The organism is Achromobacter sp. D7-1, assembly GCF_059760445.1.
Map to the genome: position 1 here is coordinate 1 of NZ_JCBAMT010000138.1, position 11,005 is coordinate 11,005.

The window sequence follows — 11,005 nt, forward strand, 5'->3', positions numbered from 1 at the left end:
GCGCAAGGTGCCGGGCGGCGTCTTCAACCAGAGCGCTTACGCGCCTACCGGCTTGCCATCCGTCCGGCGCACCACCACCGTCGCGGAACGGGCGTCGCCGCCGCCTGCGCGCAGGGTGTTCCACGTCTTATCCGGGTGCTGGATGTTGATGAAGAACGTGGTCAGGTCCGGCGTGTAGGCGATACCGGTGATCTCGCAGCCCAGCGGGCCGACCAGGAAGCGCTTGGATTCGCCGGTCTTCTGGTCGATGTAGTACATCGAGTTATTGCCGAAGAAGTCCGTGGTTGAAGCGCTGGTGCCCGCGTCGGTCTGGACCCACAGGCGGCCCTTGGGGTCGACGCGGATGCCGTCGGGGCTGGAGAAGGTGTCGCCATTGACGTTGCCGGTCAGGTTGGCGGCCACGCCGTCGGCCTTGTCGCGGCCGGCCAGCAGCAGCAGGTCCCACTCGAAGGTGGTGGCCAGCGGCGAATCGCCGCGCTCGTGCCAGCGGATGATGTGGCCGTGCGAGTTGCTGACGCGCGGGTTGGCGGCGCTGGTGCGCTTGCGGCTGCCGTTGTTGGTCAGCGTGCAGTACACGGTCTTGTCCACGCCCACCGTGATCCACTCGGGGCGGTCCATCAGCGTGGCGCCGGCGACGCGGGCGGCGGCCCCGGTGTTGACCAGCACGTCGGCTTGCGTGTTGAAGTTGATGAGCTTGCCGGTGATCACGGTGCCGCTGGCGACCTGCGTGAAGTTGCCCGGGTCGGTGGCGCCGGCGGTCAGATTGTTCTTGCCCACCGTCAGTTCCACCCAATTGCCGCTGCCGTCGTCGTTGAAGCGCGCGGCGTACAGCGTGCCTTCGTCCAGCAGGCCCATGTTGGCGGCGCGGTTGGCCGGGTCGTAGGGCTTGGTGGGGATGAACTTGTAGATGCAGCCGGGCGTGGTGTCGTCGCCCATGTAAAAGGCGACGCGGTTGTTCTCGTCCAGCATGAAGGCCGTGTTTTCGTGGCTGAAGCGGCCCATCGCGGTGCGCTTGACGGCGGTCGAGTCCGGGTTCTGCGGATCGATTTCCACCACCCAGCCGTAGCCTTCATCGGCCGGCTTGCCGGCGTCGCCGGTCTTGTAGTGGTAGTTGTTGAGCGTTTCTTCGCAGGTCAGGTAGGTGCCCCAGGGCGTGTCGCCGCTGGAACAGTTGTTCAGGGTGCCGACGACGGTGTCGCCGACCACGGCCTTGGCCGGGCCGCTGACGTTGTAGACGGTGTTGCCGGTGTAGCGCTTGTTGTAGCGCGAGTCGGTCTTGACGGCCCATGCGCCGTTGGCGCTACGGGCGATTTCGACGACGGATACGCCGACGTTGGACAGGCGGGTCTTCACGCCTTCGACGTTCTGGTCCAGGGTCTCGTCGTCCAGCGCTTCGTGGTTCAGCACCAGCAGGCCGCCCTGGTTGGGATCGACGCCGGGCAGGGCATAGAAGTGCATGCCGTCGTGCTGGCCGCCGGACTGGGTCTCGGTGGCGGGATAGGACTGCGGTACGCCAGCGTAGCCGGCCGAGCCGATCATGCACTTGTCGCCGGCGGAATACAGCACTTCGGCGACGTAACCGGCAGGCACGGTGACGGTGTCGGCGACGATCTTGTCGGCCAGCGGGGTGAACGTGACGGAGTAGTCGGGGCCGGGGGGCGGCTTGGTTTCGCCGCCCTCGCCAGGCTGGGTGCCAGGGGAATCGTCGTCGTCATCGTCGCTGCCGCCACAGGCGGTCAGCAGGGTCGATGCGCCGAACACGGACAACATTGACAGGCCGAAGCTGTTCTTCAGCAAAGTGCGGCGCTGGGGATTCGCGGCGACGATCTCGTCGAACATCTGCCCGGGCACGGTGACCTCGTCCTGGGCTTCGCGATAGGGAGCGCGCAATTTATCAGTCAAGTAGGACATTCCAACCTCATAGTGTCGCGAACGAGTCGCTCAGTTGTCTGTAAGCAAAACGAAAGCGAGGTTAAAGGTCGGTCGTTACAAAGGGGTGACGATAGTGTGAAGTCCTTGCTGTGGTCTGTGTAGTCCGCCGCCTGGCCGAGTCGCGGCTTGACTCGCGGCCGAGGCGGCGGCTGCGCGTGGCTTAGCCTCGCGGTCCGACGATGGGCGTTACGTCCAGCACGTACATCTGGCGTTCGCCCTCATGCACGGAGTCGATGCAGACCTGCGTGCCGTCGCGGCTCCAGCGCGGATGCAGGTCGCAGCGGTTTTCCTTGGACAGATGGGGATCGGCGTAGAAGCTGCCCAGCGCGTGGCGCAGGCCGGTCTGCATGTCGTAGAGGAACAGGATGCGTTCGTGCGTGGTCGAGTCCGGATAGGTGTCGCTCAGCAGCCAGCGCGTGTTCACCGGCGAGTAGGTCATGTGGCCGTTCTCCGTCAGCACGCCGTCGCCCACCACCTGGACCGCGCCGCCGGGCGCGTCGCGGTAGAGGTGGTAATGGATGCTGCCGTCATGCGGACCCCAGACGATGATCGTATGGTCATCGCGCCACAGCGGATGCGAGATCTGATATTCGGATTTCTCGTAATCGAAGGTGCCGACCGCGCTGGGATCGAAGTCGTCGGCCAGTTGCGGCAGCGGGTGGTCGGAGCATTCCAGCAGGCGCATGTCGCTGCCGTCCGCGTTCATGGTGATTAGGCGGTGCAGGAAGCAGGTCTCGTCCTTCACGCGTTCTGTCCAGCGGTGCAGGAACAGGATGCGCGAGGACGAGGGATTGATCTCGATATGGCTGACCCAGTGGATGGCGCGTTCCATCGAGTCGCGCGGATGGAAGTTGCGCAGGTCGGCATAGCTGACCAGCAGGCGGTGCGCGCCGCTCTCCAGATCCATGCCGTGGATGCCGTCGTCGGCTGGGGCGTTGCTCACCGGGCCGGGCGCGTGTTCGCTGTAGCCGATGGTCTCGTGCGTGATGTAGAGGCGACGGTAGTCCACGCAGAGCGCGTAGCGGCTGTTGGGCGCGGCCACGTAGATGGGCAGCGGCAGATAGCGGGTCTGGCCGGTGGCGACGTTGTGGACGGCGGAGCGAAAGCCCGGATAGAAGCCGCTGTCGTCGTCGCGGCGGCAGTTGTAGATCATCTGCGGCTCGGCCTCGCCGTCCAGCCATTGCAGCTGGCAGCCCATCTGCCAGTTCCAGGCCGTGGTGTTGCCCACGGCGTGGTAGCGGTCGCCATCCTGCAGGTCGAAGTAGCCCACTTCCGCGCTCAGTTCGGGCGTGAGCGGCGCGTCCTTGAATGGCGTGCGGTTGGCCAGCAGATAGCGGCCGTCGCGATGCCAGACGGTCTTGTTGTAGTAGCCGAAGAAATGGTGGTGCGGCGTGGCGCCCAGGCGGCGGCAGGCGATGGGCGTGGCGAGCATGCGGTTCATGGATGGCGGGGTAGAGATAAAGTCGGAAAGAAAAAGGGCGGCGCTGGCGCCGCCCCAGGCAGGCGTTCAGCCCGCGGTGATGTGTTCGGTCTCGATGACCTTGTTCCAGCGGGCCCGTTCGCGTTCGACGAACTCGCGCGCTTCGGCGGGGCTGTTGCCCACCGGCGTCATGCCCAGGCGTTCCAGGCCGTCGCGGAAGGCGGGGTCGGCGTAGATGCGGCGCAGGTCGGCGCTGATTTTTTCGACCAGCGCGTCCGGCACGTCCTTGCTGGCGGCCAACGTCGTCCACGAGGTGACCGTCAAGCCGGGCAGGCCGGCTTCGGCGGCGGTGGGCACATCGGGCAGGGCGGGCGAGCGGGTGGCGCCGGTAATGGCCAGCGCCTTCAGCTTCTTGGCCTGGATGTAGCCGATGGTGGTGGGCACGTTCTCGAACAGCAACTGGATCTGGCCGCCCAGCAGATCGTTGGTGGCGGCTGAACTGCCACGGTACGGGATGTGCACGATGGGCGCCTGCGCGGCCATCTTGTAGAGCTCGCCGACCATATGCACGGACGAACCCACGCCGGCCGAGCCGAAGTGCAGCGTTTCCGGCTTGGCCTTTGCCAGTGCGGTGAGTTCGGCCAGGGTGTTGGCTTCCAGCGCGGGATTGGCCACCACCACGTGCGGCATCTCGGCCACGATGGTGATCAGCTTCAAATCGCGGGCGGGCTGGTAGTTGAGGTTCTTGTAGACCCCGTAGGTGGCGTGCAGGCCGATGGAGCCGAGCAGCAGGGTATAGCCGTCCGGTCCGGAGTCGGCGACGAACTTGCCGCCGATATGGCCGCCGGCGCCGGGACGGTTTTCCACCACCACCGACTGGCCATAGAGTTTGCCCAGGTGCTCGGCCAGCAGGCGGCCCTGGATGTCGGAGCTGCCGCCCGCGGTGAAGGGCACGATGATGCGCACCGGCCGGTCGGGATAGTTGGCTTGCGCGTGCGCAGCCAGCGACAGCGTCGCTGCCGTCACGCTCAGACACAGCGTTTGCAGGAGGTGGCGCCAGGAGCGGCGGAGGTTCATGTGGGTTCCCCTGGGAGGTTGGATAGTGCGGGGGCGCATCTGGCGGCGCCCTTGGGAAAACCAGTGTAGGAGTCTGCGGGTATTTGAAAAAATTCTTTTTTCAACATAGGCTATGCAGAATTGCCATACATTGCCCCTGCCCCAGCCCATGAGCCGACCGCTGAATTTCCGCCAGATCGAAGCCTTCCACGCGGTCATGCTGGCAGGCACCACTACGGGCGCCGCGCAGATGCTGCGCACCACCCAGCCTTCGGTCAGCCGCCTGCTGGCGCAGGTGCAGCAGGCCAGCGGCCTGAAGCTGTTCGACATGGAGCGCGGACGCTTGAGGCCCACGCGGGAGGCCAAGGACTTGTTCGATACCGTCCAGCGCCATTTCGTGGGGCTGGAGCGTATCGAGGATCGCGTCGCGGCGATGCGGCGCAGCGGCAGCGGCGTGCTGCGGTTGGCCTGCACCCCGGCGCTGGGCCTGGGCGTGCTGCCGGGCGCGATCGAAACCTTCGCGCAGCGCTATCCCGACGTGCACATCAATATGCAGACCGTGGGCAGCCAGTATCTGCGCGAAGGGCTGCTGCACGGCACCTACGATGTGGTGGTGACCACGGCGCCGCTGGACGGCGCGCAGTTGGAAATGCAAAGCCTGCACGAAAGCGCCGCCGTCTGCGTGATGCGGCCCGATCATCCGCTCGCCGCGCAGCCGTCCGTCGGCATCATGGACCTGGACGGGCGGCGTCTGCTGGTGTTGAACGCCGATGACGACGTCTATCTGCAACTGCGCGGCGCCATGCAGCAACACCAGGCGCAGCCCGCCTCGGAAATCGAGACCACGTATTCGTCCACCATCTGCGCGCTGGCCGCCGCCGGCAGCGGCCTGGGCGTGGTCAATCCCTACATCGCCGCCGTGTTCGCGGACCGCTTGGCGATACGGCCGTTCACGCCGCGCCTGCCGGTCCGCGTCAGCATGGCTTATCCGGCGCAGACCGCGCCGTCGTCGGTGACGGAGGCTTTTGTGGAGATCCTGGCGCGCGGATTCCAGGCGTTGCCCGGCGCGGCCTGAGCGCCGCGCGGGCGGCGTCCGGGCTCGCGTATCATCTTGCCATCGCGCCGGGAGGGCTTAGCTCTTGCGGTTCTCGTAAGAAGTATCCAGCACGTCATCTTCTGGGGTGATGATGCCGGGTTCGCCGGGTTCCGCAATGGCGCGTCCGCGCCGCGGCATGCCGGCGACCTCCTTGCTGTGGTCCGCCATCGGCAGCACTTCGGTGCCTTTGCGCGGGTCGATGGCGACGGGTTGTTCCGTTTCGGCGGTTTTGGCCGCCTGCGGATCGGGGGCGGTTTTCAACATGATGTCTGCTCCGCTTGCGGGCGTCCCAGGATGGCGACGCGCCTGGTTGCCACTTCCATCTTAGGACGGCACGCAGGCCCGGGAGCAGGAATGGCTGTCACGTTTGCAAGGGGCTGTTGCAGGAGCCCGACCCTTATAATTTCCAGCGCCCTGCGGTTTGCCGCCAGCCGCCCGGTTTCTCACTTTTCCTACGCCTACCTTGACTGAATCCGTCGAACGCTCCGTCCATGCTGAACTCGTTGCCGTGCTGGTCGCCGTCACCAACGGCGAGCCGCGGGTACTGACGACCGACGATGCGCGCGCCTTGCCGGCCGGTCCCTTCGAACTGTCGCACCGTTCCTTGCAGGCCGGCTTGCGCGCCTGGGTGGAGCAGCAGACCCATCACCCGCTGGGTTATGTGGAGCAGCTCTACACCTTCGCTGATGGCGACCGTTCCGATGAGTCGGGCGCGCGCGTCATGTCGGTCAGTTACCTGGGCCTGACGCGCGAGGCCGGCGAGACCGGCGTGGCGCAGGTCGGCTGGCAGGACTGGTATCGCTACTTCCCCTGGGAAGACCGGCGCGCGGGCACGCCCGCGCTGGTGGAGGAAATGATCGTGCCGCGCCTGGCCGCCTGGTGCGAAGACAGTTCCGATGCGGCCGTGCGCATGCGCCGCCGCCAGCGCGCCGCCATCACCTTCGGGCTGGACGGCTCGCCGTGGAACGAGGACATGGTGCTGCAGCGCTACGAGCTGTTGTTCGAGGCCGGGCTGGTGCCCGAAGCCGCGCGGCGCGGGAACAAGGGCGCCGTGGTGCCGGGCGAACCTATGCGCCACGACCATCGCCGCATCCTCGCCACCGGCATTGCCCGGCTGCGCGCCAAGATTAAATACCGGCCCGTGGTGTTCGAATTGATGCCGGCGCAGTTCACCTTGCTGCAATTGCAGCTGGCCGTGGAAGCGCTGGCCGGACGTGCCCTGCACAAGCAGAATTTCCGCCGCCTCATCGAGCAGCAGGCGCTGGTCGAAGAAACCGGTGAAATGGCCACAGGCACGGCCGGCAGGCCGGCCAAGCTGTTCCGCTTCCGCCGCGACGTGCTGCTGGAGCGTGCTATTGCGGGGAGCAAATTGCCGCTGTCGCGGGCGATGTGACAGGCGGATGCGTCATGGGCTTGCGAGTCCAGCTTACCCGACGTGGGGAGGTTCAGCGATTCTCGCGGGTGTGCCACAGCCGCAGCACGTAGACGATCGAGTCCTGAATTTCGTACTGGACTTCGTACTCTCCCACCAGAATTCTCCTTACCTCCCGCGGTTCGAACTGAAACAGTTGCTCGCCGATGCGCGGGTTGGTCAACAGGATGGTTGGAGCCTTGGTCAGCGCCTGCACGGCCCGAGCGGCAGCGGGCTTGTTTACTGGGGCAAGAAATTCATACATGCGCGCTAAGTCGGCAAGCGCTTTGCTGGTCCACTTGAGCGCCATCAACGTGGCACCGGCAGGGGCTCGTCAGTACTCAGGCTCTCTGCCCATGCCTGCACGGCCAGATGGTCAATGACGCGGCCCGCGTCTACGTCGGCCAACGCTTCCTGGGTCAGCCGGTCGCGCTCTTCTTCTTGGGCGATCCAGGCGGAAAGCGCCTGCTTTACGATCCAGCCGCGCGAGCGTTCAAGCCGGGTGGCCATCTGATCTACCTTGTTGGCAAGAGGAAGCGGTACGTGTGCGGTCAGAACTTTGGTTGCTGCTGTCATGTTGCACCTTTTTTCGGAACTTGATCTTGCCTGCACCAGGCGACAGTGTGATCACGACGAGACGAATGTCAGACGTGATGACAGGTTCTGTGATCTCAAAATAATCATAGTGATTAAAATCTAATCGATCAAATCAACCATCCCAGGCTCGATAGTGGAACTCCACGTTCGGTTGATTTCGTGGCTGAACGCTTGACAAGCTTTATGCTCGTCTCTAGCATAATTACTGCGCAATCCCTGCGCGCCTTTTTTTAATCATTAAATACTCAAAATGAGCATTAAAGCCGCAGCGCCTGTGACCGTCGCCCGACTGGCCGTTCCTCCCTTGCCGGAAGTCATGCTGGAGCCGCTGGTGCGCGCGGCCTTGCTCGAGGATCTGGGGCGCGCCGGCGATCTGACTACCGATGCCATCGTGCCCGCCGACGCCACGGCGCAGACCCGCCTGGTCGCGCGCCAGGAGGGCGTGCTGGCCGGGCTGGACCTGGCGCGCCTGGCGTTTCGCGCCATGGACCCGGGCATCAAGTTCGAGGTCGCGCTGCGCGACGGCAGCGAATTGGGGCCGGGGGCGGAAATTGCCCGCATCAGCGGCAACGCCCGCGCCATGCTGACGGCCGAGCGCGTGGCGCTGAACTTCCTTTGCCATTTGAGTGGCGTGGCCAGCGCCACCGCGTCCATTGCCCGCGCCATCGAAGGCTACGGCGCCCGCGTCACCTGCACCCGCAAGACCATGCCGGGCCTGCGCGCGGTGCAGAAGTACGCGGTGCGGGTGGGCGGCGGCAGCAATCACCGCCATGGCCTGGACGACGCGGTGCTGATCAAGGATAACCACATCGCGCTGGCAGGCGGGGTCGCGACGGCGGTTGAGCGGGCGCGCGCCGGTATCGGCCATATGGTCAAGATCGAACTGGAAGTGGACACGCTGGAGCAGCTGGAAACGGCGCTGTCGCTGGGCGTGGACGTAGTGTTGCTGGACAACATGAGTCTGGACGACCTGCGCCGCGCGGTCGCCATGGCGCGCGGCCGCGCCATCACCGAGGCCTCGGGCCGCATCACGCCCGAAACCGCCGCCGCGGTAGCGGCCACCGGCGTGGACCAGATCGCGGTGGGCTGGATTACCCATAGCGCCAAGGTGCTCGACATCGGCCTGGACGCCTGAGCCTGTTCGCCGGCTTTCAGCCGGCATCGCCCAAGTCCCTGCGCGCGCACGCCGTGCAGGGACGCTTGCAAGCCCGCATCATGAATCGCCTGTTTAGCTCCGTTCTTACGTTTCTGGTCCTGCCGCTGGCCGCCTGCGGCAATTCGCCTTCGGGCGAAGCGCCCAAGGACGCAGCGTACCCCTCCCATCCCATCACCATCGTGGTGACGTTTCCGCCGGGCGGCGGCACCGATCTGCTGGCGCGCCGCATCGGCGCCAGCCTGCAGGAGCAGTTCGGCATGGCGGTGGTGGTGGAGAATCGTCCTGGCGCCAGTGGCAATATCGGCGCGCGCGCCGTGGCCGAGGCGCCTGCCGACGGCTATACGCTGCTGATGGTCAACAGCTCCTTCGCGATCAATCCGGGGGTCTACGGCAACCTGGGTTTCGCGCCCAAGCAGGACTTCGCGGCGGTCATCAATGTGGCTTTCGTGCCGTCGGTGTACGTGGTGCCGGCGGCGTCGCCCTGGCACAGCCTGGACCAGGCGCTGGCCGCCGCCGCGCCGGACCGGCCGCTGCCGTTCGCGTCTTGCGGCAATGGTACGCCGCAGCACCTGGCGGGCGAGATGCTGGCGCGCGCCACCGGTGCGTCTTTGCAGCATGTGCCGTACAAGGGCTGCGGCCCCGCGCTGACCGACGTGACAGCGGGCCAGGTGGGCATGGGCGTGGTGACCGCGTCCAGCGCCGCGCCGCTGATCGCGGCCGGCAAGCTGCGGGCCTTGGCGGTGACCTCGCCCGCTCGCTCGCCGTTGTTGCCTGCGGTGCCGACGGTGGCCGAGCAAGGGGTGCCTGGCTATGCGCTGGACCAATGGCATGGCCTTCTGGCGCCGGCGGCGACGCCGCCCGCGGTGGTAGCCAAGCTGAATGCGGCGGTGGCGAAGATCGTCCAGCGCCCCGATGTGCAGGCGGCGCTGCGCGAACAGGGTTTTACGCCTGCCAGCAGCACGCCGCGCGAATTCCAGGCGATGATCGATGCGGATATCGACCGCTATACCGCCCTGACGGCAGCAATCGGCCTGCGCGCCGACTAAACGATGTGCAGGCCGCCCGGTCTCAGGCCGCGGCGGCCCGGGCGTGCCGTTCCAGCTGTTCCTTCAAGCCCGGCTGCAGCTTGAGCTGGCGCGCCAGTTCGTCCAGATAGGCGCGTTCCATATAGCTTTCCTCGTCCACCACCAAGAGGCTGGCCAGGTACATCTCGGCCGCCATTTCCGGCGTTTGCGCGGCTTGCGCGATGACGGAAGGATCCAGCGGGCGCGACAACTCGGCTTCGAGCCAGCGGCGGTCTTGCGCGTCCGAAGACAGCTTGGACAGTTCGGTTTCGAGCAGGCTGCGTTCTTCCGGGCCGATGTGGCCGTCGGCCTTGGCCGCGCCGATCATGGCGGTCAGCACCGCCGTGCTGTGCTGCTCGGCCTGGGGCGCGGGCAAGCGGTCCAGCGTCTGCGGCGGGGCCGCCGGCGCGCCGGACTGGCTGCGCTGCCAGTCGCCATAGGCGCGGTAGGCCAGGGCGCCCAGCGCCGCCATGCCGCCGTACATGGCGACCTTGCCACCGATCTTGCGGGCCTTCTTGCTGCCCAGCAGCAGTCCCAGGGCGCCCGCGCCCAGCGCGCCGCCGCCCAGGCCGGTCAGGAAGGACGAACCCTTGCCGCCCGTGGCGTTCTGCACGCGGTTGGTGGTGTCGGACAGCAGCCCTTGCCCGGACTGCAGCAGTTGATCGAGTAGTTGTCTGGCGCTCATGCGGCCCCCTTAAAGTGTGCTCAGGTATTGCGGATAGAGATATCCGACCGGCCCAGCGGCCAGAAGTTCAGCTTACAGTCAGTTGCTTGCGCTGACGACGTACAGCGATCGTCGCCAGGTGATACAACGTGGTCTGGGGCGGCCGCGGCGGCCGCCCGCCAGCACCCGTTACCAGGAGACAGGACCCATGAGCATCCGCGTGCGCCAGAATGCGCCCAACTCGCTGCAATTCACCGCCACGGCCGAAGGCCACGATCTGCCGCTGGACATGCCCCAGCCGCAGGGCGCCGGCCCTGATCCGCACGACTATTTTGATACCGCGCTGGGCGGCTGCAAGGCCATGACCCTGATGGTCTACGCGCAGCGCAAGGGTCTGCCGCTGGAATCGGTGGGGGTGGAGGTAGTGCGCGATGCCGGCGAGGAGCGCAAGGGCATCTACCGCCTGACGGCCAAGCTGACGCTGAATGGCGAGCTGTCCGATGCGCAGATCGATGAACTGCTGGCGGTGGCCGAGAAGTGCCCGGTGCACAAGCTGATGACCGCGGTGGACGTGCAAGTGTCCACCGTGGTGGTGCAGCCGGCCTGAGC

General features: G+C 66.2%; 12 protein-coding genes. 5 read left to right on the plus strand and 7 right to left on the minus strand.

Annotated elements, in window-relative coordinates; genetic code table 11:
- Nucleotides 1-36: 36 nt before the first annotated feature.
- The 3 genes from AC6LKD_RS31660 to AC6LKD_RS31670 all read right to left on the minus strand — a co-directional run bounded on the left by AC6LKD_RS31660 (nucleotide 37) and on the right by AC6LKD_RS31670 (nucleotide 4,429).
- Nucleotides 37-1,911, minus strand: a complete 1,875-nt coding sequence (locus AC6LKD_RS31660) for a PhoX family protein (protein ID WP_498118458.1) — start codon at nucleotides 1,909-1,911, stop codon at nucleotides 37-39.
- 181 nt (nucleotides 1,912-2,092) lie between these two features.
- The gene (locus AC6LKD_RS31665; protein WP_498118459.1) at nucleotides 2,093-3,373 is read right to left on the minus strand and encodes a hypothetical protein; all 1,281 of its coding nucleotides are present in this window, start codon (nucleotides 3,371-3,373) and stop codon (nucleotides 2,093-2,095) included.
- A 66-nt stretch (nucleotides 3,374-3,439) separates the two neighbouring features.
- A complete protein-coding gene (locus AC6LKD_RS31670; protein WP_498118460.1) occupies nucleotides 3,440-4,429 on the minus strand; it encodes a Bug family tripartite tricarboxylate transporter substrate binding protein in 990 nt (329 codons plus the stop codon).
- Between the two features lie 148 nt (nucleotides 4,430-4,577).
- On the opposite strand from AC6LKD_RS31670, the gene AC6LKD_RS31675 reads away from it, so the two are divergent.
- Nucleotides 4,578-5,483 carry a LysR substrate-binding domain-containing protein gene (locus AC6LKD_RS31675; RefSeq protein ID WP_492276938.1) on the plus strand — a complete coding sequence of 302 codons (906 nt, stop codon included), beginning with the start codon at nucleotides 4,578-4,580 and terminating at the stop codon, nucleotides 5,481-5,483.
- Between the two features lie 57 nt (nucleotides 5,484-5,540).
- Here the strand turns inward: AC6LKD_RS31675 and AC6LKD_RS31680 are convergent, their stop codons facing one another.
- Nucleotides 5,541-5,768 (minus strand): hypothetical protein, encoded by a 228-nt coding sequence (locus AC6LKD_RS31680; RefSeq protein ID WP_492276939.1) that lies wholly within the window; start codon nucleotides 5,766-5,768, stop codon nucleotides 5,541-5,543.
- 199 nt (nucleotides 5,769-5,967) lie between these two features.
- Between AC6LKD_RS31680 and AC6LKD_RS31685 the strand changes: the two genes are divergently transcribed.
- Entirely contained in the window at nucleotides 5,968-6,897 is a 930-nt protein-coding gene (locus tag AC6LKD_RS31685; RefSeq protein WP_498118461.1) for an NUDIX hydrolase, read from the plus strand.
- Between the two features lie 52 nt (nucleotides 6,898-6,949).
- Here the strand turns inward: AC6LKD_RS31685 and AC6LKD_RS31690 are convergent, their stop codons facing one another.
- Together AC6LKD_RS31690 and AC6LKD_RS31695 are read right to left on the minus strand one after the other, a co-directional pair.
- Nucleotides 6,950-7,225: a type II toxin-antitoxin system RelE/ParE family toxin gene (locus tag AC6LKD_RS31690; protein WP_492276941.1), complete on the minus strand. Its 276-nt coding sequence runs from the start codon at nucleotides 7,223-7,225 to the stop codon at nucleotides 6,950-6,952.
- Entirely contained in the window at nucleotides 7,225-7,491 is a 267-nt protein-coding gene (locus AC6LKD_RS31695; RefSeq protein ID WP_492276942.1) for a CopG family ribbon-helix-helix protein, read from the minus strand. Before AC6LKD_RS31695 ends, AC6LKD_RS31690 begins: the two co-directional genes overlap by 1 nt.
- 271 nt (nucleotides 7,492-7,762) lie before the next feature.
- Between AC6LKD_RS31695 and nadC the strand changes: the two genes are divergently transcribed.
- Entirely contained in the window at nucleotides 7,763-8,647 is an 885-nt protein-coding gene (gene nadC / locus AC6LKD_RS31700) for a carboxylating nicotinate-nucleotide diphosphorylase (RefSeq protein WP_492276943.1), read from the plus strand.
- Nucleotides 8,648-8,727: 80 nt separating this feature from the next.
- Nucleotides 8,728-9,714: a tripartite tricarboxylate transporter substrate binding protein gene (locus tag AC6LKD_RS31705; RefSeq protein WP_492276944.1), complete on the plus strand. Its 987-nt coding sequence runs from the start codon at nucleotides 8,728-8,730 to the stop codon at nucleotides 9,712-9,714.
- Between the two features lie 22 nt (nucleotides 9,715-9,736).
- On the opposite strand, the gene AC6LKD_RS31710 is transcribed toward AC6LKD_RS31705, so the two are convergent.
- On the minus strand, nucleotides 9,737-10,417 hold the full coding sequence (locus AC6LKD_RS31710; protein ID WP_492276945.1) for a tellurite resistance TerB family protein: 681 nt from the start codon (nucleotides 10,415-10,417) through the stop codon (nucleotides 9,737-9,739).
- Nucleotides 10,418-10,604: 187 nt separating this feature from the next.
- On the opposite strand from AC6LKD_RS31710, the gene AC6LKD_RS31715 reads away from it, so the two are divergent.
- Nucleotides 10,605-11,003, plus strand: coding sequence for an OsmC family protein (locus tag AC6LKD_RS31715; RefSeq protein ID WP_013391440.1), 399 nt, complete (start codon nucleotides 10,605-10,607; stop codon nucleotides 11,001-11,003).
- Nucleotides 11,004-11,005 lie beyond the last annotated feature (2 nt).

Coding starts and splice junctions, on each gene's coding strand:
- AC6LKD_RS31670 (WP_498118460.1), bottom strand. CDS start 4,429: ATGAACCTCCGCCGCTCCTGGCGCCACCTCCTGCAAACGCTGTGTCTG.
- nadC (WP_492276943.1), top strand. CDS start 7,763: ATGAGCATTAAAGCCGCAGCGCCTGTGACCGTCGCCCGACTGGCCGTT.
- AC6LKD_RS31660 (WP_498118458.1), bottom strand. CDS start 1,911: ATGTCCTACTTGACTGATAAATTGCGCGCTCCCTATCGCGAAGCCCAG.
- AC6LKD_RS31665 (WP_498118459.1), bottom strand. CDS start 3,373: ATGAACCGCATGCTCGCCACGCCCATCGCCTGCCGCCGCCTGGGCGCC.
- AC6LKD_RS31705 (WP_492276944.1), top strand. CDS start 8,728: ATGAATCGCCTGTTTAGCTCCGTTCTTACGTTTCTGGTCCTGCCGCTG.
- AC6LKD_RS31675 (WP_492276938.1), top strand. CDS start 4,578: ATGAGCCGACCGCTGAATTTCCGCCAGATCGAAGCCTTCCACGCGGTC.
- AC6LKD_RS31680 (WP_492276939.1), bottom strand. CDS start 5,768: ATGTTGAAAACCGCCCCCGATCCGCAGGCGGCCAAAACCGCCGAAACG.
- AC6LKD_RS31695 (WP_492276942.1), bottom strand. CDS start 7,491: ATGACAGCAGCAACCAAAGTTCTGACCGCACACGTACCGCTTCCTCTT.
- AC6LKD_RS31690 (WP_492276941.1), bottom strand. CDS start 7,225: ATGGCGCTCAAGTGGACCAGCAAAGCGCTTGCCGACTTAGCGCGCATG.
- AC6LKD_RS31710 (WP_492276945.1), bottom strand. CDS start 10,417: ATGAGCGCCAGACAACTACTCGATCAACTGCTGCAGTCCGGGCAAGGG.
- AC6LKD_RS31715 (WP_013391440.1), top strand. CDS start 10,605: ATGAGCATCCGCGTGCGCCAGAATGCGCCCAACTCGCTGCAATTCACC.